The sequence below is a fragment of the Rhodoferax sp. MLSD5-FHT05B10 genome, assembly GCF_058793415.1.
On the sequence record NZ_JBXAFT010000003.1, the window covers coordinates 246066 to 268674 of the forward strand.

25 protein-coding genes are annotated in these 22609 nt (G+C 63.6%); 13 read left to right on the forward strand and 12 right to left on the reverse strand.

Translation table 11 applies throughout. From position 1 onward, the window contains the following. Positions 1–2 precede the first annotated feature (2 nt). From AC1Q5W_RS06360 to AC1Q5W_RS06380, 5 genes are read right to left on the reverse strand one after another with little or no spacing between them, the layout of a single operon-like run. Positions 3–629 (reverse strand): ABC transporter ATP-binding protein, encoded by a 627-nt coding sequence (locus tag AC1Q5W_RS06360; protein ID WP_492643295.1) that lies wholly within the window; start codon positions 627–629, stop codon positions 3–5. Continuing rightward, a complete protein-coding gene (locus AC1Q5W_RS06365) occupies positions 622–1425 on the reverse strand; it encodes an ABC transporter ATP-binding protein (RefSeq protein ID WP_492643296.1) in 804 nt (267 codons plus the stop codon). The genes AC1Q5W_RS06360 and AC1Q5W_RS06365 overlap by 8 nt, the downstream gene beginning before the upstream one ends. Beyond that, entirely contained in the window at positions 1422–3272 is a 1851-nt protein-coding gene (locus AC1Q5W_RS06370; RefSeq protein WP_492643297.1) for an ABC transporter permease, read from the reverse strand. The genes AC1Q5W_RS06365 and AC1Q5W_RS06370 overlap by 4 nt, the downstream gene beginning before the upstream one ends. 51 nt (positions 3273–3323) lie before the next feature. After that, positions 3324–4019 carry a nitroreductase gene (locus tag AC1Q5W_RS06375; RefSeq protein WP_492643298.1) on the reverse strand — a complete coding sequence of 232 codons (696 nt, stop codon included), beginning with the start codon at positions 4017–4019 and terminating at the stop codon, positions 3324–3326. Continuing rightward, positions 4016–4459 carry an acyl-CoA thioesterase gene (locus AC1Q5W_RS06380; protein WP_492643299.1) on the reverse strand — a complete coding sequence of 148 codons (444 nt, stop codon included), beginning with the start codon at positions 4457–4459 and terminating at the stop codon, positions 4016–4018. The genes AC1Q5W_RS06375 and AC1Q5W_RS06380 overlap by 4 nt, the downstream gene beginning before the upstream one ends. A gap of 260 nt (positions 4460–4719) precedes the next feature. Between AC1Q5W_RS06380 and AC1Q5W_RS06385 the strand changes: the two genes are divergently transcribed. Then, positions 4720–5262 carry a phasin family protein gene (locus AC1Q5W_RS06385; RefSeq protein ID WP_492643300.1) on the forward strand — a complete coding sequence of 181 codons (543 nt, stop codon included), beginning with the start codon at positions 4720–4722 and terminating at the stop codon, positions 5260–5262. Positions 5263–5454: 192 nt separating this feature from the next. Here AC1Q5W_RS06385 and AC1Q5W_RS06390 read toward each other — a convergent pair whose 3' ends face one another. The 4 genes from AC1Q5W_RS06390 to icd all read right to left on the reverse strand — a co-directional run bounded on the left by AC1Q5W_RS06390 (position 5455) and on the right by icd (position 10612). Then, positions 5455–6351 (reverse strand): patatin-like phospholipase family protein, encoded by an 897-nt coding sequence (locus AC1Q5W_RS06390; protein WP_492643301.1) that lies wholly within the window; start codon positions 6349–6351, stop codon positions 5455–5457. A 66-nt stretch (positions 6352–6417) separates the two neighbouring features. After that, on the reverse strand, positions 6418–8742 hold the full coding sequence (gene clpA / locus AC1Q5W_RS06395) for an ATP-dependent Clp protease ATP-binding subunit ClpA (RefSeq protein WP_492643302.1): 2325 nt from the start codon (positions 8740–8742) through the stop codon (positions 6418–6420). Between the two features lie 77 nt (positions 8743–8819). Further along, positions 8820–9191 carry an ATP-dependent Clp protease adapter ClpS gene (clpS, locus tag AC1Q5W_RS06400; protein WP_492643303.1) on the reverse strand — a complete coding sequence of 124 codons (372 nt, stop codon included), beginning with the start codon at positions 9189–9191 and terminating at the stop codon, positions 8820–8822. Positions 9192–9358: 167 nt separating this feature from the next. After that, complete coding sequence (icd, locus tag AC1Q5W_RS06405; RefSeq protein WP_492643304.1) at positions 9359–10612, reverse strand: NADP-dependent isocitrate dehydrogenase; 1254 nt, start codon at positions 10610–10612, stop codon at positions 9359–9361. A gap of 204 nt (positions 10613–10816) precedes the next feature. On the opposite strand from icd, the gene AC1Q5W_RS06410 reads away from it, so the two are divergent. Next, positions 10817–11038, forward strand: a complete 222-nt coding sequence (locus AC1Q5W_RS06410; RefSeq protein WP_492643305.1) for a signal peptidase — start codon at positions 10817–10819, stop codon at positions 11036–11038. Positions 11039–11106: 68 nt separating this feature from the next. Then, on the forward strand, positions 11107–11562 hold the full coding sequence (locus AC1Q5W_RS06415; protein ID WP_492643306.1) for a DUF192 domain-containing protein: 456 nt from the start codon (positions 11107–11109) through the stop codon (positions 11560–11562). A gap of 66 nt (positions 11563–11628) precedes the next feature. On the opposite strand, the gene AC1Q5W_RS06420 is transcribed toward AC1Q5W_RS06415, so the two are convergent. Together AC1Q5W_RS06420 and xseA are read right to left on the reverse strand one after the other, a co-directional pair. Then, positions 11629–12210 (reverse strand): superoxide dismutase, encoded by a 582-nt coding sequence (locus tag AC1Q5W_RS06420; protein WP_492643307.1) that lies wholly within the window; start codon positions 12208–12210, stop codon positions 11629–11631. A gap of 45 nt (positions 12211–12255) precedes the next feature. Continuing rightward, a complete protein-coding gene (gene xseA, locus AC1Q5W_RS06425; RefSeq protein ID WP_492643308.1) occupies positions 12256–13566 on the reverse strand; it encodes an exodeoxyribonuclease VII large subunit in 1311 nt (436 codons plus the stop codon). Positions 13567–13861: 295 nt separating this feature from the next. Between xseA and AC1Q5W_RS06430 the strand changes: the two genes are divergently transcribed. The 6 genes from AC1Q5W_RS06430 (at position 13862) to adk (ending at position 17717) form a co-directional block, all read left to right on the forward strand. Continuing rightward, complete coding sequence (locus tag AC1Q5W_RS06430; protein WP_492643309.1) at positions 13862–14488, forward strand: MotA/TolQ/ExbB proton channel family protein; 627 nt, start codon at positions 13862–13864, stop codon at positions 14486–14488. A gap of 4 nt (positions 14489–14492) precedes the next feature. Further along, positions 14493–14921 carry an ExbD/TolR family protein gene (locus tag AC1Q5W_RS06435; RefSeq protein WP_492643310.1) on the forward strand — a complete coding sequence of 143 codons (429 nt, stop codon included), beginning with the start codon at positions 14493–14495 and terminating at the stop codon, positions 14919–14921. A 4-nt stretch (positions 14922–14925) separates the two neighbouring features. Further along, entirely contained in the window at positions 14926–16002 is a 1077-nt protein-coding gene (gene lpxK / locus AC1Q5W_RS06440) for a tetraacyldisaccharide 4'-kinase (protein ID WP_492643311.1), read from the forward strand. Then, a complete protein-coding gene (locus AC1Q5W_RS06445; RefSeq protein ID WP_492643312.1) occupies positions 15983–16165 on the forward strand; it encodes a Trm112 family protein in 183 nt (60 codons plus the stop codon). Before lpxK ends, AC1Q5W_RS06445 begins: the two co-directional genes overlap by 20 nt. Positions 16166–16173: 8 nt before the next feature. Continuing rightward, the gene (gene kdsB / locus AC1Q5W_RS06450) at positions 16174–16956 is read left to right on the forward strand and encodes a 3-deoxy-manno-octulosonate cytidylyltransferase (protein ID WP_492643313.1); all 783 of its coding nucleotides are present in this window, start codon (positions 16174–16176) and stop codon (positions 16954–16956) included. Between the two features lie 104 nt (positions 16957–17060). Continuing rightward, the gene (gene adk, locus AC1Q5W_RS06455; protein WP_492643314.1) at positions 17061–17717 is read left to right on the forward strand and encodes an adenylate kinase; all 657 of its coding nucleotides are present in this window, start codon (positions 17061–17063) and stop codon (positions 17715–17717) included. Positions 17718–17762: 45 nt separating this feature from the next. Here the strand turns inward: adk and AC1Q5W_RS06460 are convergent, their stop codons facing one another. Next, complete coding sequence (locus AC1Q5W_RS06460) at positions 17763–18773, reverse strand: asparaginase (protein ID WP_492643315.1); 1011 nt, start codon at positions 18771–18773, stop codon at positions 17763–17765. A gap of 115 nt (positions 18774–18888) precedes the next feature. Between AC1Q5W_RS06460 and lexA the strand changes: the two genes are divergently transcribed. From lexA to AC1Q5W_RS06480, 4 genes are all read left to right on the forward strand, one after another. After that, the gene (gene lexA, locus AC1Q5W_RS06465; RefSeq protein ID WP_492643316.1) at positions 18889–19563 is read left to right on the forward strand and encodes a transcriptional repressor LexA; all 675 of its coding nucleotides are present in this window, start codon (positions 18889–18891) and stop codon (positions 19561–19563) included. Positions 19564–19587: 24 nt separating this feature from the next. Beyond that, positions 19588–19920, forward strand: a complete 333-nt coding sequence (locus tag AC1Q5W_RS06470) for a hypothetical protein (protein ID WP_492643317.1) — start codon at positions 19588–19590, stop codon at positions 19918–19920. Positions 19921–19979: 59 nt separating this feature from the next. After that, complete coding sequence (locus AC1Q5W_RS06475) at positions 19980–20987, forward strand: D-2-hydroxyacid dehydrogenase family protein (RefSeq protein WP_492643318.1); 1008 nt, start codon at positions 19980–19982, stop codon at positions 20985–20987. Positions 20988–21088: 101 nt separating this feature from the next. After that, on the forward strand, positions 21089–22609 hold the full coding sequence (locus tag AC1Q5W_RS06480) for a 3-hydroxyacyl-CoA dehydrogenase (protein ID WP_492643319.1): 1521 nt from the start codon (positions 21089–21091) through the stop codon (positions 22607–22609).

A 22609-nucleotide genomic window follows, 5' to 3' on the forward strand; every position in this document is an offset into this window, starting at 1 on the left:
GTTCAAACAGTGGGTGCGGGCTGCGCTGTGAGTGTAATGACCCGGTCGGCCCGCTGTGCCAGCACGCCGTTTTGCTCGGCCACCAGCAGGGACATTCCTGTGCCCTTGAGCGCCAGCAAGGCATCACGAATGGATTCCACCAGCACCGGGGCAATGCCCTCGCAGGGCTCGTCCAGCAGGAGCAGCGTGGAGTTGGTCATCAGCGCACGGGCAATGCTGAGCATCTGCTGCTCGCCACCGCTCATGTGGGCGGCGCGCCGCCCCAGCATGGCCTGCAGCGCCGGGAACAGCTGTAGCACCCGCTCCTGGCCCTGCCACCCGGCCCGTGCGGCCACCCGCAGATTCTCCTGCACGGTGAGTGCAGTGAACAGCCGCCGGTCCTCCGGCACATAGCCCAGCCCCCGACGCGCCCGCTGGTGCGGTGGCAGGCCCAGAAGGCTCTGGCCCTGGTAACGGATGTCGCCCTCGACACGGGGCAGCAGCCCCATGATGGCCTGCAGCAAAGTGGACTTGCCCGCGCCGTTGAGGCCCTGCAGCACCACCAGCTCGCCCGGATGCACCTGCAGCGACACGCCAAACAGGGCCTGCGCCGCGCCGTGCCAGGCACAGAGGTCACGCACTTCAAACATGGTCGGCCTCCCCGTCCGTGGCGCTGGGCGCCGGCTGCCACCACTGGCCCAGGTAGCGCTGGCGCACGGTGGCGTCCTGCGCAATGTGCTCGGGGCTGCCCTGGGCGGCCAGCGTGCCGTCGATCAGCACCAGCACCCGGTCGGCCACGCCAAACACGGCGTCCATGTTGTGCTCGGTGTACAGCACCGCCATGCCCGCCCGCCCGGCCTGCGGGCGGGTCAGCGACTGCACCAGCTGCATGGTGTGCGCCCGCTCGGACGGCGCCAGGCCGGCCGCCGGCTCGTCCAGCAACAAGAGATGGGGCGCATCCGCCGCCTGCAGCCCCGCCAGGGCCATGGCCAACTCCAGGCGCTTCTTGGCACCGTAGGGCAGGCTCTGCGCGCTGGCCTGTGCCCAGTCCGCCAAATCCACCTGCGCCAGCAGGGCCATGGCTTGCGTGCGGTCTGCCAAATCCAGCACGTTATAGGCCTTCAGCCCCCGTGGAACCTGCGTGAGCAGCTGCACATTTTGTAGCACCGTCAACGCTTCGAAAGTCTGCGCCACCTGGAACGTGCGGGCCATGCCGCGCTGCAGGCGCTGCGCCGGGCGCAGGGTGTCGATGCGCTGGCCATTCCACAGCACCTGCCCGGCGGTCAGCGCGTACTGGCCCGCTATGCAGGCAAAGGTGGTGGACTTGCCCGCACCGTTGGGGCCGATCAGCGCCACGCATTCGCCGGGCGCCACGGTAAACGACACGCCCTTGACCGCCTGCACGCCGCCAAAATGTTTGACCAGACCTTGCACCTGCAGCGTCATGGGCGTGCCCTCCCCCCACCGGCCGAACGTCGCCAGCCCAGCACCCCCGAGGGCGCCAGCACCATGAGCAGCATCACCAGCAGGCCCAGCGCGCCGCGCCAGTAATCGAAACCACGCCCCAGCTCCGCCGAGGCGCCCACCAGAATGCCCGCGCCCACAGCCGCCCCCCACAGCTGGTGCATGCCGCCAAGCAGCACCACCAGCAAGGCATCCACCGACGTGGACACCGAGGCCACCGACGGAAACACCGCCCCCTGGTGCGCCGCAAACAGCCCCCCCGCCAGCCCGGCCAGCGTGGCACTCTCCACATAGATCCGCAGCTTGATGCCGTGCACCGGCAGGCCGCTGGCCGCCGCGCGCAGGGGCGCATCGCGCACGGCTTGCAGGGCGGCACCCAGGGTGGAACGGCTCAGGCGCCCCAGCGCCCCCACGCTCAGCAGGGCCAGCCCCACCAGCAGGGTAAAGAACAGGGGCCGCGTGTCATCGGAGACCAGATGCAGGCCGATCAGCCCGTTGTCGCCACCGGTCAGCGCCCCCCACTGGCTGGCCGTCGCCCACACCACCTGGGCCAGGGCCAGGGACAGCATGGCCAGGTAAACCCCGGCGCTGCGCACCAGCACGCCGCCCACCGCCAGCGCCACCCCCAGGGCCGCCGCACACCCCACAGCCAGGGCGCCCGGCAGGCTCCAGCCCCACACGGCATGCGCCAGCGCGGCACCATAGGCCCCCAGGGCAAAAAAGGCCGCGTGCCCAAAGCTCACCAGTCCACCCAGCGCCATCATGGACTGCAGGCTGACACCCAGGATCAGCAGAATCAGCGCATCACTGACCAACGACTGCCAGTAGTCGCCAGCCCACCAGGCCACGGCGGCCAGCGCCACGCCGCCCGCGCAGACGGCCCAGAACCCGGCGCGCGAGCGCGGCCGCAGCTGGAACGGGTGCGCCACCTCCTGCGGGCCGGCATCCAGCGGCTGGCCCAGCAGGCCCTGCGGGCGCACAGCCAGCACCAGTGCCATGGTCACGAACACCAGCACCAGCGTGGCTTGGGGAAACAGGCTGATGCCAAAGGCGTGCACCACGCCAATGAGCACGGCAGCACAAAAAGCGCCGCCAATGCTGCCCAGACCGCCGGTCACCACCACCACAAAGGTCTCCACCACCGCGTTCGCGTCCATCTGCAAATGGGCCGGCTCGCGCGGCAACTGCAAGGCGCCCCCCAGCCCCGCCAGCGCGCAACCCAGCACCACGGCGCCCAGCATCAGCGGTGCGGCGTTGACACCCAGCGCCGACAACATGCTGCGGTCCTGCGTGGCCGCGCGCAGCCGGCTGCCAAACAGGGTACGCGTGAGCAGCAAGTGCAGGCCCAGCCACACCAGGGGCCCCAGCGCGATGGTGAACGCCTGGTACTGCGGAAAGAACTCATCCCCCAGGGCAATGGCGCCCTTGAGGCCCGGAAAGCGCGGTGCAAACACCTCGTCCGGCCCAAAGGCCCAGCGCATGGCGTCGTGCAACGCCAGGCTCAGGCCAAAAGTGGCCACCAGCTGGTACAACTCGGGCACGCCGTACAACCGGCGCAACAGGAAAAATTCGGCTATAGCCCCCATCAACGCTGCGCAGGTCGCTCCCAAAAGCATAGCAGCCGCATACAGCCAGGCGCTGTCGCTCCAGGCCGGAAACCAGTTCACCAGCCAGTGCGCGCTGAACAGGGCGCCCAGCATGAAGAAGCTGCCGTGCGCGAAATTGACGATGCGGGTGACGCCAAAGATCAGCGTCAGCCCGGCCGCCATCAGAAACAGGGTGGTGGCGTAGCTCAGCCCGTTGAGGAGCTGGATGGCAACAGAACTCATGGCCAGGCTCGGTACGCGCCGCGGTTCGCCCGGTTCCGAGACATCGGGGCCTCAGTCCAGCCAGTGCGTGAACTCGTGCACCGGCACGCGCGGCGTGTGGAAAGTGTTGACGGCGGCGGTCTCGTCGGCATACCCCAGCGCCATGCCACACACCAGCATCTCGTCCGAGCCGGCGCCGATATGCGGCATGATGATCTTGGAGAAGTTGTTCCACGCCGCCTGCGGGCAGGTGTGCAGGCCGTGGCCCCGCGCCGCCACCATGATGTTCTGCAGGAAGGCACCGTAATCCACCAGCGAGCCGCGGCCCATGACCCGGTCGATCGTGAACATCAGGCCCACCGGCGCGTCAAAGAAGCGGTAGTTGCGCTGGTGCTGCGCGTGCATCTTGTCCTTATCGCCCTTGCCGATGCCCAGCAGCCCGTACAGGCCCCAGCCGTTTTCGCGGCGGCGGTCAATGTAGGGGCTGACCCATTGCTGCGGGTAGTAGTCGTACTCCTCCACGTACTCGGCCACCAGGGCCGGGTCGGTGCGCATGGCGTCATGCGTGGCGCACACCTGCTCCACCAGCCGGTCACGGCTGGCGCCCTGCAGCACGTAGACGCGCCAGGGCTGGCAGTTGGTGCCCGACGGGGCGCGGCTGGCGACCTGCAGAATCTGCGTGATCTGTTCGCGGGTGACGGGCTGGTCGGTAAAGGCCCGGACGGACATACGGGAGGCAATTGCCGCATCCACTGCGGAAGGATTCATAACAGGGTCTCCAGAACGGTTTTGAGGTGCGCAGGCAAAGGCACGGGCCTGCGCGTCGTTTTATCCACATACACATGCACGAAATGGCCCTTGGCGGCCGTGAGCCCGGTTTCGCCGAAGATGCCCACTTCGTAACGCACGCTGGAGTTGCCCAGACGCGCCACGCGGATGCCCACGTGCACGGTCTCGGGAAACGCCAGCGAGGCGAAGTAGTTGCATTGGGTTTCGATCACCAGCCCGATGGTCTCGCCGGCATGGATGTCCAGCGCGCCGTGCTCGATGAGGTAGGCGTTCACCGCCGTATCAAACCAGCTGTAGTACACCACGTTGTTCACGTGCCCGTAGGCGTCGTTGTCCATCCAGCGGGTGGTGATGGGGCGCAGTACGCGGTAGGCGCTGCGCGGCTCCGGCGCAGGCTTTTGAATGGCAGATTCCGTCATGCCCTGATTCTGCCAGCCTCAGGCACCCCAATGCGCCGCCCCAACCTGTGCCAGCGCTTGCAGTGACGCGTGTGTGACCCGGTCATGACAGCGGCGTGTTTTAGAAAAATGGTTCTAATTTGTTGCAATGCAGCAAAAATAGCTTGCTATCCGGAATGCCCCTCCTATAATTCGTTCCATGCTGCACTGCAACATAGATGGCAACAGGCCAGGTTACGGAGCAGATCGGATTCTTTACCGCAACTTCTGGAGATATTGACATGCTGACCGTCGAACAAGTAATGGCTTCCCACAAAGCTAACCTCGAAACCCTGTTTGGTCTGACCACCAAGGCCTTCGAAGGCGTGGAAAAAATCGTCGAACTCAACCTGACAGCTTCCAAAGCTGCCCTGGCTGAAGCTAATGAGCACACCCAATCCCTGCTGAGCGTGAAAGACGCTCAGGAATTGCTGGCCCTGCAATCCGGCCTGTTCCAGCCCCTGGCTGAAAAGACCGTGGCCTACAGCCGCCACCTGTACGACATCGCTTCCGGCACCGGCGCTGAATTCACCAAGAATTTCGAAGGCCAGGCTACTGACGCCCAGAAGAAGTTCATGGGTCTGGTGGACAACGCTGCCAAGAACGCACCCGCAGGCTCCGAAGCCGCAGTGGCGATCATGAAAAGCACCGTGGCTGCCGCCAACAACGCCCTGGAATCGGTGCAAAAGGCTGTGAAGCAAGCGACCGAAGTGGCTGAGAGCAATTTCAACGCTGTTGCCACGACCGCCACCAATGCGGCCAAGCAGCCAGCCAAAAAGCGTTAATTCGCTGACAGAAATGTAATTTTTGGTGCAATGACTCTAGCAACCAAGGGAAAACCCTGAGATAATTGCCACCATTGAGAAGTAAGTTTACTTCTCCCCGGTTGTCTCCTCGGGTCCTTTCGAAACCATCAGGTTCAGGGATCCCTTCAAGGCCTCGTTGTAAAACGGGGCCTTTTTTTTGGTCTTTGGGAATCAGTGCGTTTTGGCCGCAATGGCCAAGCGCAGCTGGGGCAGCTGCTGCAACATGGCCTGGCGTCCGGCCTCGATGGAGCGCTTGCGGGCGCTGAAATCGGAACTTGAAACCCCGGGCAGTGCCGGACGCACCACCACATCGGCGTCCTTGAGCTCGAAGCTGTTGATGCTCTTGCCCATGATGGAGAAGGTCTGCAACAGCACGTCCACCGTTCCCCCACCCAGGTTGCCGTCCGGAGGGCTGGAAATATCCACCGCAATGACCAGTTCGGCGCCCATCTGCCGCGCTGCGCGCACGGGCACCGGGGACACCAGTCCGCCGTCCACGTACTCGCGCCCGGAAATCTTGACCGGCTGGAACACGGCGGGCACCGCGCTGGAGGCCCGCACGGCTGTGCCGGTGTCTCCCCGCTGGAACAGCATGCTCTGCCCGCTGTTGAGGTCTGTTGCCACGATGCCCAGCGGCAGGGGCATGTCTTCGATCAGGCGGGAGCTGACCTGGCCGTTCACGTAGCGGGCCAGCGCGTCACCGCGCAGCATGCCGCGGTTGAACAGAGGCAGGGTCCAGTCGGTGATGGCGCCCTCTTCCATGGTCTCGGCCACCCGCTGCAGCTGCTTGCCGTTCTTGCCGCTGGCATAGATCGCCGCGACCAGGCTGCCGGCCGAGGTTCCGGTCACCAGCGTCGGGCGAATTCCGGCCTCCTCCAACACCTGGATCACTCCCACATGGGCAAAGCCCCGGGCTGCCCCGCCCCCCAGCGCCAAACCAATGCGCGGGGGCGTCTTGACAGCGGCCACTGGCGCAGGAGGAATGACGTCCGGGGCGATTTCGGGTTTGGGAACGCTGCCGCACCCCACCAGGACCGCGGCACTGACCAACAACAATAAATACTTCATGAGACCCTACGCAAAAACCAACCGGCCCCGGTTCGTTGCGAACAGGGGCCGGTGGGTCAGGATGCCTTAACTGGCGGTGGCTTCTTCCGGCTTGGGCTTGCCCTTTTTCTCGGGCAAGGGCTGGATATCGAGCAGCACTTCCGTCTTGGTTTCGTCCTTGTCATCCAGGTCCACCGTCAACCGGCCGCCTTCGGTCAGGCGGCCAAACAGCAACTCGTCGGCCAGGGCGCGGCGAATGGTGTCCTGGATCAGCCGCTGCATGGGGCGTGCGCCCATGAGCGGATCGAAGCCCTTCTTGGCCAGATGCTTGCGCAGCTTGTCGGTGAAGGTAACATCCACCTTCTTCTCGGCCAGCTGGGTTTCGAGCTGCAGCAGGAACTTGTCCACCACCCGCAGGATGATGTTCTCGTCCAGCGCCTTGAAACTCACAATGGCATCGAGCCGGTTGCGGAACTCGGGGGTGAACAGGCGCTTGATGTCGGCCGCCTCGTCTCCGGCTTCGCGCGGATTGGTGAAGCCGATGGTGGCCTTGTTCATGGTCTCGGCACCCGCGTTGGTGGTCATGACAATGATCACGTTGCGGAAATCGGCCTTGCGCCCGTTGTTGTCCGTCAGCGTGCCGTGGTCCATGACCTGCAACAGCACATTGAAAATCGCCGGGTGCGCCTTCTCGATCTCGTCGAGCAGCAACACGCAGTGCGGCTTCTTGGTGATGGCCTCGGTCAACAGACCACCCTGGTCAAAGCCCACATAGCCGGGAGGCGCGCCAATCAGGCGGCTCACGGCGTGCTGCTCCATGTACTCGCTCATGTCGAAGCGAATCAGATCAATGCCCATGATGTAGGCCAGCTGCTTGGCGGCTTCGGTCTTGCCCACGCCCGTGGGGCCGCTGAACAGGAACGAGCCAATGGGCTTGTCGCCCTTGCCCAGGCCGGAACGGGCCATCTTGACGGCCGATGCCAGCACGTCCAGCGCCTTGTCCTGGCCGAACACCACGTTCTTCAGATCCCGCTCCAGGGTCTTGAGCTTGCTGCGGTCGTCGTTGGACACATTGGCCGGCGGAATGCGGGCAATCTTGGCCACGATCTCCTCCACCTCGGTCTTGCTGATGGTCTTCTTGCGCTTGCTCGGTGCCAGGATGCGTTGGGCCGCGCCCGCCTCGTCAATGACGTCGATCGCCTTGTCGGGCAAATGGCGGTCATTGATGTACTTGGCGCTGAGCTCCGCCGCCGCCTGCAGAGCGGCCACGGCGTACTTCACGTTGTGGTGTTCCTCGAACCGGGATTTGAGCCCCTTGAGGATTTCCACCGTCTGTTCGACGGTCGGCTCCACCACGTCCACCTTCTGGAAGCGGCGCGACAGCGCGGCGTCTTTTTCGAAAATGCCCCGGTACTCGGTAAAGGTGGTGGCGCCAATGCATTTCAGCTGCCCGGAACTCAGGGCCGGCTTGAGCAGGTTGGAGGCGTCCAGCGTCCCCCCCGATGCGGCGCCGGCACCGATCAGGGTGTGGATTTCGTCAATGAACAAGACGGCATGGGGTTTGTCCTTGAGCGACTTCAGGACACCCTTGAGCCGCTGCTCGAAGTCGCCCCGGTATTTGGTTCCTGCCAGCAAGGCGCCCATGTCCAGCGAGTACACAATGGCCTCGGACAGGATCTCCGGCACGTCGCCCTGGGTGATGCGCCATGCCAAGCCCTCGGCAATCGCCGTCTTGCCGACGCCCGCCTCCCCCACCAGCAGCGGGTTGTTCTTGCGCCGGCGGCACAGGATCTGGATGACGCGCTCCACCTCGTACTCACGGCCGATCAGCGGATCAATCTTGCCTTCCTTGGCGAGCTGGTTCAGGTTCTGCGTGAACTGCTCCAGCGGGGAGGCTTTTTCGTTCTTCTCGGAGGCGCCGCCCTCCTCGTTTTCCACCGGGTTTTCGCTGGCCTTGGCCGACTCCGGCGGGTCGCTCTTCTTGATGCCGTGCGCAATGAAGTTGACCACGTCCAGCCGGGTCACACCCTGCTGGTGCAGGTAGTAGACCGCATGCGAATCCTTCTCGCCAAAGATGGCGACCAGCACGTTGGCGCCGGTCACTTCCTTCTTGCCGCTGCCGGTGGACTGCACGTGCATGATGGCGCGCTGAATCACACGCTGGAAACCCAGGGTCGGCTGGGTGTCCACGTCATCGGTTCCGGAGACCTGGGGGGTGTTGTCCTTGATGAAATTCGACAGGGACTTGCGCAAATCGTCAATGTTCGCCGAGCAGGCGTGCAGCACCTCGGCTGCGCTGGGGTTATCGAGCAACGCGAGCAAAAGATGCTCCACGGTAATGAACTCGTGGCGCTGTTGGCGCGCTTCCACAAACGCCATGTGCAAACTGACTTCCAATTCCTGGGCAATCATGTGATTTCCTTTTGCCTTGCGTTGATGATTGACTGTAAACCGTTTTAAGACCTGGGTTCGTACTTAGGGCTAATTGGCTAGAAATCAACAGGCTCACTGATGCATTTGAGCGGGTGGCCGGCTTTATGGGCCGCCTCCAGCACCTGGTCCACTTTGGTGGCCGCGATGTCCTTGGGGTACACCCCGCACACCGCCTTGCCATCGAGGTGGATTTTCAACATGATCTGGGTCGCAGACTCCAGGTCTTTGCCGAAGAACTCCTGGATCACCACCACCACGAACTCCATGGGGGTGTAGTCGTCATTGAGCATGACGACCTGGTACATCTGCGGTGGTTGGACGCGCTGTGTGCGACGTTCCAGCACCACCGAGCCGCCCTCGTCCCGGTCCGGCTGGCGAACGGGGGGCTCTGGTGGTTTGAACGGATTATTTGTAGCCATGAATTCCATTCTATCGGTCACCTCGCAATGGCGCCGGCGCCACTCTGAGTTGGTGGCATATCGGACCGATTCAAGCGCCAGACATAAAAAAACCGCCCCGGGCCACACAAGCCCTGGCGGTCTTTCCGTCAACTGGAAACCGGGCGTCCCGAAACGGGTGCCCGGACTCCGTCCACTTACATGTGGTCGATCATGACCTGTCCGAAACCGGAGCAGCTCACCTGAGTTGCGCCGTCCATCAGGCGGGCAAAATCGTAGGTCACCTTCTTGCTGTTGATGGACTTCTTCATGGAGCTGATGATCAAATCCGCAGCTTCGACCCAGCCCATGTGGCGCAGCATCATTTCGGCGGACAGGATCTCGGAACCCGGGTTGACATAGTCCTTGCCAGCGTACTTCGGTGCGGTACCGTGGGTCGCTTCAAAGCATGCCACCGAATCCGACAGATTGGCGCCGGGGGCAATGCCGATGCCGCCCACCTGGGCCGCCAGCGCGTCGGACACATAGTCGCCATTGAGGTTCAGCGTGGCAATGACGCTGTACTCGGCGGGGCGCAGCAGAATTTGCTGCAGGAACGCGTCGGCAATGCTGTCCTTGACGATGATCTCTTTGCCCGTCTTGGGGTTCTTGAACTTGCACCATGGGCCGCCGTCGATCAGTTCGGCACCGAATTCCTTTTGCGCCAGGCCGTAGGACCAGTCACGGAAGCCACCTTCGGTGTACTTCATGATGTTGCCCTTGTGGACGATGGTCACACTGGGCTTGTCGTTGTCGATGGCGTACTGGATCGCCTTGCGCACCAGGCGCTCGGTGCCTTCACGCGAAACCGGCTTGATGCCGATGCCCGACGTGTTGGGGAAACGGATTTTCTTGACGCCCAGCTCGTCCTGCAGGAACTTGATCAGCTTCTTGGCCTTGTCGCTTTCGGCTTCGAACTCGATACCGGCGTAGATGTCTTCCGAGTTTTCGCGGAAGATCACCATATTGGTCTTCTGGGGCTCTTTCACCGGGCTGGGAACGCCATCAAAATACTGGATGGGGCGCAGGCACACATACAGGTCCAGCTCCTGGCGCAGGGCCACGTTCAGGGAGCGGATACCACCACCCACGGGGGTTGTCAGCGGGCCCTTGATGGACACCACGTATTCGCGCAGGGCCTGCAGGGTTTCTTCGGGCAGCCAGACGTCCGGACCGTACACCTTGGTGGATTTCTCACCGGCGTAGACTTCCATCCAGTGGATTTTTCGCTTGCCGGAATACGCCTTGGCGACTGCGGCGTCCACCACCTTCAACATCACGGGGGTAATGTCCAGACCGGTGCCATCCCCTTCGATAAAGGGAATGATCGGCTGGTCGGGCACGTTCAACGACATGTTGGCGTTAACCGTGATTTTTTTGCCTTCGGTGGGAACTTTGATGTGCTGGTACATGGAAAAAAGGTCTCCGTAGATTTTGGGGATCGGAACTACCTGAGAAAGGCTGCTTATGGCAGTCGCTTCTGAAAGTGGCCAAATTTTAGCCTCAAAAAATTACTCGATTCTGTCAACCGGCCGAATTCCGGCGGCGTTGTGGAAGCGTCTTCCCAATGTTGTGGAAGAACGGCCCTCGGGTAAAACCTTTTTTAGGAACTTCAAATGAACAAACTTCTCGCTGCATTGGTTGCTGGTCTCATCTCCGTTGGCGCGTTCGCACAGGCCGCAGCTCCCGCTGCTCCTGCAACACCCGCAGCGCCTGCAACCCAGGCTGCTCCTGCAGCGGCTCCGGCCCCTGCCAAGGAAATGAAGAAAGAAAAGGCCGCCGCTCACAAGGCCAAGAAGTCCAGCCGCAAGGCCAAGAAAGCCGCCAAGAAGCAATAATCTTCTGACGTGACTTGCCAGATGCCCGCGAAAGCGGGCATTTTTCATTGTTCAGCCACAATCTCTGCATGAAAAATACTTTTACCGTCCTGCTGGCAGGATTTGCCCTCTGGTGCACGGGTGTCGCAGCCCAGGGCGTTCCACAGACGCAGTTGCAGCGCATCACCCTCTCTGCCGGCATTCACCAGATCGACACCCAACTGGCGCTCACGCCCGAGCAGCAGGGCATCGGCCTGATGTTCCGCAAGGAAATGCCCCAATACGAGGGCATGCTGTTTGTCTTCCCGGGTCCGAGCCGCCAGTGCTTCTGGATGAAGAACACCGTCCTGCCCCTGACTGCCGCCTTCATCGCCGACGATGGGACGATTGTCAATCTGGAAGACATGAAGCCGCAAACCACCGACTCCCACTGTTCGGCCAAGCCCGTGCGCTATGTACTGGAAATGAACCAGGGCTGGTTTGCCAAAAAAGGGCTGAAGGCCGGGGCCAAACTGTCAGGCCAGCCGTTCTCTGCGGCGAAGTAACCGGTACCGCCCAACAAAAAAGCCGACCCCAAGGTCGGCTTTTTTTTTATGCGTTCACGCCAGCTGTCAGGCGAAATTGGCTTCGGCAAAGCCCCAGTTCACCAGCTTGTCGAGGTAGGTTTCCACGAACTTCTGGCGCAGGTTGCGGTAATCGATGTAGTACGCATGCTCCCACACGTCGACCGTCAGCAAGGCCTTGTCGGCTGTGGTCAGCGGGGTGCCGGCAGCGCCGGTGTTCACGATGTCCACCGAGCCGTCGGCCTTCTTCACCAGCCAGGTCCAGCCGGAACCGAAGTTGCCCACGGCCGACTTGACGAAAGCTTCCTTGAACGCAGCGTAGCTGCCCCACTTGGCCGTGATAGCAGCCGCCAGTGCACCACTGGGTTCGCCACCACCGGCGGGCTTCATGCAGTTCCAGAAAAAGGTGTGGTTCCAGATCTGGGCCGCATTGTTGTAGATGCCACCGGTCGATTTCTTGATGATCTCTTCCAGCGTCATGCTTTCAAACTCGGTCCCTTTTTGCAGGTTGTTGAGGTTGACCACATAGGCGTTGTGGTGCTTGCCGTGGTGGAACTCCAGGGTCTCTTTGGAATAGGCGGGTGCCAGTGCGTCGATGGCGTAAGGCAGTGCGGGCAAGGTATGTTCCATGGATTCCTCTCTGTTGCAGGGCTAATAAAGGGTTGATTGTAGAAACTAATTTGACGTTTTGTTGACCACGGTCAAGTCAACCGTACCATCCGCAAGGGTAGCGCGCACACGCTGCCCGATATGGGCTTGTGAAACGCTGGTCAGCGCCGGCCCCTCCTCCTGCGTCAGCCAGGCGTAGCCGCGCTTCAACACGAGCGAAGGATCCAGCAACCCCAGGCGCAATTCCGCGCGCGCAACCCGCTCGCGCTGGTGCTGAAGGGCCCGGCCAGCCGCTGCCGGCAGGTCCTGGTGCCAGCGGGCCGTCTGCGCCTGCCGGTACTGCAATGCCGAGCGCAGGGCGTGGTGCATCTGCTGCTGTGCCGCCGCCAGCTTCAGGCGCTGGCGACCGGCCAGTGCCGAGGGCCGGCCCAGGCGGGTGGTGGCCAAGTCCAGGCGTTGCGCCTGGCGGTCCTGGTAACGCTGCAGCGCGTCCTGCATGCGCCCTTCCAGGTCCGCGACCACGCCCAGCCACACCGGCAGGGACTCGGACACCAGTTCGGCCGCCGCGGTGGGCGTGGGAGCGCGCAGATCGGCCACAAAATCGGCGATGGTGAAGTCGGTTTCATGTCCGACGCCGCTGATAACCGGCACCGGACTGCGCGCCAGCGTGCGCGCCAGCTGCTCGTCGTTGAACGCCCAGAGGTCTTCCATGGCGCCACCGCCCCGCACCAGCAGGATGACGTCCACATGCACCGCCTGTGGACCGCTAGCCGGCTCTGCCAACGCATACAGTTCGGTCAGCGCCTGCATGAGTTCACGCGGCGCGTTGTCGCCCTGCACAGACGCCGGAGCCAGCACCACGGGAATATGGGGCACACGCCGCTGCAAGGCCGTCACCACGTCGTGCAGGGCCGCCGCGCCCAGTGAGGTCACCACACCAATACCCCGGGGCATGGGTGGCAGGGCACGCTTGCGTGCAGCCTCGAACAACCCCTCCTGCTCCAGCTTGGCCTTGATCTTGAAGAATTGCTCGAACAAGGTCCCCTGCCCGGCGGGACGCATGCTCTCCACCACCAGCTGCAGCTCACCGCGGGGCTCATAAACCCCCAGACGGCCCCGCACTTCCACCCGTTCCCCATCCCGGGGCGCAAAGTCCAGCAAGCCGGCGGCACGCCGGAACATGGCGCAACGCATCTGGCCGGCCGCGTCTTTCAGCGAAAAATAGCAGTGCCCGCTGGCCGCGCGCGTGAAACCGCTGATCTCTCCGGCCACGCTGACGGGGTTGAAGCGGGCCTCCAGTGCATCGGCAATGGCACGGCACAGGGCGCCGACCTGCCAGACGCGGGATGCCCCAGACGCCAGAACGGTATCAACCATGGCAAGCCGTGGCGCATGCGCCCGGGTACCGGTGGCAAACCTTCCACACCATGGCCGGTACCTGCGCACCACTGGCACCGCCCTGCGGATCACACCGTTTTTCGTAGAAGGTCATTGATTTCATTGGTTTTTCTGATGCCCTATTTGTCATCAATGTGTCAAAGCGATGCAATGGTGCGGGTCGGCGCACGCTCCCAACAGAGTTTTGCACAAAGTTATCCACAATTTCTGTGGGCTGCGGGCTTGTCCGGCTGGGCCATAATCGCGAAGCATTTCATCTGCGCGGAGTCCACATTTGTTTTCCATCATACAAGCCGCCGGCTGGCCGATCTGGCCCCTCGTTGCCTGCTCCATATTGGCCCTGGCCATCGTCATCGACCGTTTTGTCAGCCTCAAAGCCAGCAAGGTTGCACCGTCCCAGTTGCTCGATGAAGTGCTGGGCGTGACCCGCACCGGCGTCCCGGCGCCGGACGTCGTTTCGCAGCTGGAACAGAACTCTGCCCTGGGAGAGGTGCTGGCCAGCGGGCTGCGGGCCCTCAACACCGATCCCCAGTGCAGCGAGGAAGATCTGCGCGCCTCGATGGAAAGCACCGGACGCACCGTGGCCCACCGGCTGGAGCAGCGCCTCAGCGCACTGGCCACCATTGCCTCGGCCGCCCCCCTGATGGGACTTTTCGGCACGGTGGTCGGCATGATCGAGATTTTCGGCTCCCAGGCCCCCGGCGGCGCCACGGGCGGCAACCCGGCACAACTGGCACACGGCATTTCGATTGCCCTGTACAACACGGCATTCGGCCTGATCGTGGCCATTCCCTCCCTGATCTTCTGGCGCTACTTCCGGGGACAGGTCGATGCCTACCTGCTGACGCTGGAACTGTCCGCCGAGCGGCTGGCCCGCCACCTCAAGGCGCTGCGCAAATAACGCCATGAATTTCCGCCCCCGAACCCAGGACGAGCCCGAGATCAATCTGATCCCGTTCATCGACGTGCTGCTGGTGGTGCTGATTTTTCTCATGCTGTCCACCACCTACAGCAAGTTCACGGAGATGCAGCTCAAGCTGCCCGTGGCCGACACCGACGCGCAGCGCGACTACGCCAAGGAAGTGATCGTTGCCGTCAGTGCCGACGGCGCCTACAGCGTGAACCGTGTCCCCGTGGCCGGCCGCAGCATGGCCAGCGTGGCCAGTGCACTGACCGAAGGCGCCAAGGCCGGCAAGGACACGGTCGTCATCATCAGCGCCGACGCCAGCGCCAAGCACCAGGCCGTGATCACCGTCATGGAAGCGGCCCGGCGCTCGGGCCTGAACCAGATCACCTTTGCCACGCAGACGTCGGCACAGGCGGGTGGCCAGTAGCAACATGCCAGGCGCCACGCGGCCTGCGCTGCAAAGCGCCCTGTTGCGTGCATGGACCCGGCGGGGGCTGGTCGCCAGCATGCTGTGGCCGTGGTCGCTGTTGTTTGGCGCCCTGGGCGCGCTGCGCCGCCAGCTCTACCAGTGGGGTCTCCTGACCACCCGGCGTGTGGACGCCCTGGTCGTCGTGGTGGGCAATGTCGTTGCGGGCGGTGCCGGCAAGACGCCCACGGTCATCGCCCTGGTCCAGTACCTGCAGGCCCACCACCACCACCGCGTGGGCGTGATTTCCCGTGGCTACGGGCGCCAGCGCAGCGACTGCCTGGAGGTGCTGCCCCACTCTGCCCCTGAAGACGTTGGCGACGAACCCCTGCTGGTGCGCCGCAGCACCGGCGCCCCGGTGTTTGTGGGGCGCAGCCGCCATGAGGCCGCCACAGCCTTGCTGGCGCACTACCCGGACACCCAGATCATTGTGTGCGACGACGGGCTGCAGCACTACGGCCTGTACCGCGATCTGGAAATCTGCGTCTTTGACGACCGGGGCTGCGGCAACGGCTGGCTGCTGCCCGCCGGCCCCCTGCGCGAAGGCTGGCCCCGCCGCGCCGTACAGCGGGCGGGGCAACACCCGGAACGCCTGCTGGTTCTGCACACCGGCAGCCGGCCGGCGTTTGCGGGCTACACCGCCCAGCGCAGCCTGACGCCCGCTGGAGTGCGTCAGGATGGAACACAGATTGCGCTGACAACCTTGCTGGCTCCCGCAGCCCCGCCCCTGATGGCCGTGGCCGGTATCGGGCAGCCCGAATCCTTCTTTGCCATGCTGCGCGCCCTCGGCCTGCCCCTGGCCAAGACCGTGGCGCTACCCGATCACTATGATTTCAATAGCTGGTCACGCAATGAATACGCCGGGTACACGCTGATTTGTACCGAAAAAGACGCCGCCAAACTGTGGCCCCAGGCACCCGAAGCCGTGGCCATCCCTCTGGTGCTGACGGCCGAGCCTGCCTTTTGGGCGGCACTGGACACCCACATCGCCAGCATGCTGGCCGCAAAGTTATCATCGACGCATGGACACAAGACTTCTTGAACTACTCGTTTGCCCGGTCACCAAGGGCCCCCTGGAATACGACCGCGAAAAGCAGGAACTGATTTCGCGCAGCGCGCGGCTGGCGTACCCGGTGCGCGACGGCATTCCGGTCCTGCTCGAAAACGAAGCCCGCACGCTGACCGACGCCGAACTCGACCTGTAGGCCCGCGCATGGGTTACACGGTCCTCATACCCGCCCGGCTGGCATCTTCCCGCCTGCCCAACAAGCCGCTGGCCGACCTGGAAGGCGCCCCCATGGTGGTGCGGGTCGCCCAACGCGTGCGCGCCGGTGTCGCGCCGTCGACCCGGGTGGTGGTGGCGGGCGACAGCCCCTCCATCATCCAGGCCTGCCAGGACCACGGCATTGAAGCGGTCCTGACCCGCGAGGACCACCCCTCGGGCAGCGACCGGCTGGCCGAAGCCAGCGAGCTGCTGGCCCTGGACGATGACGAAATTGTGGTGAACGTGCAGGGCGATGAACCCCTCATTGACCCAGCGCTGGTGCAAGCCGTTGCCGACCTGCTGCGCGACACCCCCCAGGCCAGCATGGGAACGGCCGCGCACGCCATCGACCAGGTGAGCGACTTTGCCAACCCCAACGTCGTCAAGGTGGTGCTGGACGCCGCCGGCCTGGCGCTGTATTTCAGCCGTGCGCCCATCGCCTGGTGGCGCGACGGCTTTGCCCGCGGTATCGACACCCTGCCCCAGCCGGCCCCTCTGCGTCACATCGGCATCTATGCCTACCGCGCGGGTTTCCTGCGCCTGTTTCCCCAGCTGGCGCAGGCCCCCATCGAAGTGACCGAGGCACTGGAGCAATTGCGCGCCATGTGGCACGGCTATCGCATTGCCGTGCACGTGAGCGACCGTGCTCCCGGCCCCGGTGTGGACACGGCGCAAGACCTGGAACGCGTCCGGGCGTTGTACCGAACCCAGGGTGCGCCGTCTGTAAGTTAAGCGGCATGTCGCCCGTGCTATTCTCGGGGGACAATCGCGTGCCGCGTTGGGCCTGTTGGGGGCCACCGCTGGCGCTCCAGGTTTAGTTCAATCCAAGGGTATCCATGAGACTCATTTTGTTAGGCGCACCCGGCGCAGGCAAAGGCACACAAGCCACCTTCATTTGTCAAAAGTACGGAATTCCACAGATTTCGACCGGTGATATGTTGCGTGCCGCCGTCAAGGCCGGTACGCCGCTGGGCCTGCAGGCCGATGCTGTGATGAAGTCCGGCGGTCTGGTCAGCGACGACCTGATCATCAACCTGGTCAAGGAACGCATTGCCCAGCCCGACTGCGCCAAGGGTTTCCTGTTTGACGGTTTCCCTCGCACCATTCCCCAGGCCGACGCCATGAAGGCCGCCGGTGTGGCGCTGGACTACGTGGTCGAGATCGATGTGCCCTTTGACGCCATCATCGAGCGCATGAGCGGACGCCGCTCGCACCCCGCCTCCGGCCGCACCTACCATGTCAAGTTCAACCCGCCCAAAGTGGCCGGTGTGGACGACGTGACGGGCGAGCCCCTGATCCAACGCGAAGACGACAAGGAAGAAACCGTCAAGAAACGCCTGGATGTCTACAGCGCCCAGACCCGTCCGCTGGTGGATTACTACTCCAGCTGGGCCGCCAAGGACGCGGCCAGCGCCCCCAAATACCGCGCGGTCAGCGGCATGGGCGATGTGGAGGTCATCAAGGCCCGCGTGTTCGAGGCACTGGCCAAGTAAGCCGCCACGGCACTACCCTGAAAAAGGCCGCTGTTGCGGCCTTTTTCACGTGCTGAGCGATCCGCCGTTCTGCTCCCGTGCCAGCAACTCCAGCATGAGCGCTATGCGGGCCTTGACGGGAGACAGCCCCTCGGAGTGGGGCAAGCCGGCACCCGGTTCCGCCCCCTGCACCACCTGCCCCAGGGCGCAACGGGTGGAACGCACCACCCGTACGCCCTGGCGTTGCACCTCCTGCAGCGCCGCTTCCAGGTCCTGGTGCACCGTGCCGTTGCCGGTGGCCGCCACCACGATGCCGCCCACCGGCATTCCACCATCCACGGCGGGAGAACACAGGGCCCGGACGGTGGCCCCCGTAGCCCCCACGTAGCTCATGACAATGTCCACCCGCGGCCAACGCGCTGCGGACAGCCGATCGATGCGAACCTGCGCGAACGCAGGAACGGCCGGCGGACAGGGATGCACCCAACGCACCCTGCCTTCTTCCACATAGCCCAAGGGACCCGCGTCACCGGAGGTAAAGGCGTCCAGCCGGTAGGGATGCACCTTCTGCACATCGCGGGCCGCGTGAACTGTTCCCGCGCACACCGCCAGCACGCCCCGGGCCTCCGGCGCGCGCGCCAGTGCAACCGCATCCAGCAGGTTCTGGGGGCCATCCGGCGTGAGCGAAGTGGACGGGCGCATGGCGCAGGTCAGCACCACCGCCTTGTGCGCCAGCCCTTCGGCCGGCAACACCCGCGACAAGAAAAAAGCGGTTTCTTCCAGCGTATCGGTACCATGGGTAATGACCAGCCCGCGCACATCCGGCAAAGCCAGGTAATGGGCCACCCGGGACGCCAGGGCGCACCACTGGGGCCACCCCATGTCCTTGCTGTCGATCTGGGCGACTTGCTCCACCACCGGCGCATGGTCCGCCAGCGTGACGCGCAACGCCGGCAGGGCCGACAGGAGCTGCCCCACCCCCAATTGGGCGGCCTGGTAGCCCACGTTGTCGGTGGCGCTCTCGGCCGTGCCCGCAATCGTGCCCCCCATTCCCAAAAACACTATCTTTTTCAACATTTTTGCGCGCCCCACTTGCCAACACTATAAAACTGGTTAAAAATACAGGTACTGGATGCCGAAACAGTGTGTATAGACCAACAGCCCTCCCCGGCTCCAGTTACAAGGAGTCAGCATGCTTGAAAGCCCCAAACTCACCGCACGGCAGCAACAGATTCTGGACCTGATCCAAAGCGCCATCGCACGCACCGGCGCCCCACCCACCCGCGCAGAAATCGCCAGCGAGCTCGGGTTCAAATCCGCCAATGCCGCAGAAGAGCATTTGCAGGCCCTGGCACGCAAAGGTGTCATTGAGCTGGTGAGCGGCACCTCCCGCGGCATCCGGCTCAGAAGCGAGGCCATGCGCTCCATCAACGAATCCCGCAGCAAGCAGTTTTCGCTGCCCCTGCCCGGCTTGGCCCAGCTGGCGTTGCCGCTGATTGGCCGTGTGGCCGCAGGCTCGCCCATTCTCGCCCAGGAGCATGTGGACCAAACCTACTACGTGGAAAACAGCCTCTTCCAGCGCCAGCCGGATTACCTGCTGAAGGTGCGCGGCATGTCCATGCGCGATGCCGGCATCATGGACGGAGACCTGCTGGCCGTGCAGGCGACCAAGGATGCCAAGAATGGCCAGATCGTGGTGGCCCGGCTGGGTGATGAAGTCACCGTCAAACGTTTTCGCCGCAACAAGCACCTGATCGAACTGCACCCGGAAAACCCGGACTACCAGACCATCGTGGTCGAACCCGGCGAGCCCTTCGAGATCGAGGGCCTTGCCGTCGGCCTGATCCGCAACACCATGCTCATGTAAACCGGTTGTAACAAGGCATTCTTTATGAACATCGCTCTCCTTGCCCATTCAGGCGTCTTTGCACCGCTCCAGGGACTCGTGCGCTGGTGGACCCAAAGCCGCGCACCGGCCCAGGCAGTGGTGGCGCGTGCCCCCGCAGCGAAGCCCGCATTTGCTCCTGAATCCATAGCTGTCAACGCAATGAAAACGGGCTCCAGCGACCAGAAACATGCAGCACACAGACCTCTGCGCATCGTGCGCGTGCTGGAAGCCGGTCAGGCGCGGACCACCGTCGGACGCATGGTCATCTCCGGCTGCATGGCCGACGTCTGTGCCGAACTGGACCATCTGGCCGCCCGCGAAGCTGCACTGTCTTAAGCGCCCGCGTACCGGGCGAGACACGCCCGGCTACCTCCCGACAAGGCACAATTGCATCCATGAATATTGTGATTCTGGATGATTATCAGGATGCCATTCGCAAACTGGAATGCGCAGCCAAGCTGGAGAACTACCCAGCCAAGGTGTACACCAATACGGTCAAAGGTATCGGCCAACTCTCGATCCGTCTGAAAGACGCCGATGTGATCGTCTTGGTCCGTGATCGCACCCATGTCACGCGGCAGTTGATCGACAAGCTGCCCAAACTCAAGTTCATCTCGCAAGCCGGACGTATTGGCAGCCACATCGATGTCCAGGCATGCACCGAACGGGGCATTGCCGTAGCCGAGGGCGTGGAGTCGCCTGTGGCTCCGGCCGAGCTGACCTGGGCGCTGATTCTGGCGGCCATGCGCCGGCTGCCGCAATACATCGGGAACCTCAAACACGGTGCGTGGCAGCAGTCCGGGCTGAAGGCCGGCTCCATGCCCGCCAACTTCGGACTGGGCAGCGTGTTGCGTGGCAAGACCCTGGGCATCTGGGGTTACGGCCGGGTCGGCCAACTGGTCGCCGGATATGGCAAGGCCTTTGGCATGCAGGTGGTCATCTGGGGCAGTGACGCCTCGCGGGAGAAAGCCCACCAGGACGGCTATGCGGTGGCATCCAGCCGTGAAGCCTTTTTTGAAGCGTGCGACGTGCTGTCCTTGCACCTGCAGCTCAGCGAAACCACCCACAATCTGGTCACGCAGGCCGATCTCGCGCGCATGAAAACCACCGCGCTGCTCGTGAATACGTCGCGGGCGGAAATTGTGGATACCAACACCCTGATCGGGGCCCTCAATCGCGGGCGCCCTGGCATGGCCGCAGTGGACGTTTTTGAAACCGAACCGATCCTGCAGGGACACGCCCTGCTGAGGCTGGAGAACTGCATCTGCACCCCGCACCTGGGCTACGTGGAACAGGGCAATTACGAAATGCTGTTTGGCGCGGCCTTTGACAACGTCACCAGTTTCATCAAGGGCACCCCCACAAACATCATCAACCCCGGGGCTCTGCAGGTACGCCGCTAACCGGGCACAGGCCGCCAGCGGTGCCGCAGACACCGCCTCGCTGACCGGTGGGCGCCTCGCCTGTTGCAACGGGCCTTGAGGGGCAGCGCGATAATCGCGCGATGAAACCACACTACACCACCATCGGAATCGTGGGTGCCGGCGCCATGGGGCGCGGCATCGCCCAAATTGCAGCCCAGGCCGGCAGCCAGGTACAGCTCTTTGACCTGCAGGCCCCAGCCGCCCAGGCGGCCCAACGCCATGTGACGGAACAATGGAACCGCCTGCGGGACAAGCAGCGAATCAGCCCCGAAGACGCACAAACCTATACCGCGCGCCTGCACATTGCGCATCAGCTACAAGACCTGGCCCACTGTGATCTGGTCATCGAAGCGGTTGTTGAGCGGTTGGATGTGAAGACCCAGCTGTTCCAGGAGCTCGAAAGCATTGTTTCCTCGTCGGCCGTTCTGGCCACCAACACTTCCTCGCTATCCGTCACCGCCATTGCAGCCGGCCTGAAGCATCCCCAGCGGTTCGCCGGCTTTCACTTCTTCAACCCCGTGCCACTGATGAAGGTGGTGGAGGTCATCGGCGGACTCCGGACGGTGGCGGCGGTGATCGATGACCTGGCGCGGTACGCCGAGCAAATGGGCCATATGCCCGTGCGGGCACAGGATTCGCCCGGCTTCATCGTCAATCACGCAGGACGCGGGTACGGCACGGAGGCGCTTCGCATCGCCTCCGAGGGCGTTGCCGATTTCGCCAACATCGACCGCATCCTGCGCGACCAGGCCGGTTTCAAACTGGGGCCGTTTGAACTGATGGACCTCACTGGCCTGGACGTTTCCCATCCGGTCATGGAGTCCATCTACCACCAGTATTTCGAAGAGCCGCGCTACCGGCCCAGTGTCATCACCGCGCAGCGGCTGGCAGGCGGGCTCACCGGCCGCAAAGCTGGCGAAGGGTTTTATACCTATGCCGACGGCGTTGCACAAACACCCGCGGAAGCGGTGGTACCGGTCGTGGCAGAAATGCCGCCCGTATGGGTGTCGCCACGCGCAGCACGCCGTCTGGAGTTGCTGCAACTACTCAAGGACCTGGGCGCCCACATTGAGACGGGGCAATCCCCATCGACCCAGGCCCTGACACTGGTGGCACCCCTGGGGTTTGACGTCACAACCGTTGCCGTAGTCGAGCGACTGGACCCCACGCGCACTGTCGGCATCGACATGCTGGTGGACGACGCCAGCAGCCGTCGCCGCGTGATTGCCACCAACCCGGCGACGCGCCCCGACATGTGGGACGCCGCACACGCGCTGTTTGCCCGCGACGGCAAGGCCGTGAGCGTCATCCGCGACAGTGGGGGCTTTGTCACCCAGCGGGTGCTGGCCCACATCATCAACATTGCCAGCGACATGTGCCAGCAATCCGTCTGCTCGCCTGCCGACCTGGAAACGGCCGTCACCCTGGGACTGGGTTATCCCCGCGGCCCGCTGGCCATGGGCAATTTGTACGGCCCCACCAGCATCCTGGAGGTGCTGTTCAACATGCAGACGGTATACGGCGATCCCCGTTACCGCCCCAGCGCGTGGCTGCGCCGGCGCGGCGCCATTGGGCTGAGCCTCCTGCACGAAGAATCCTGA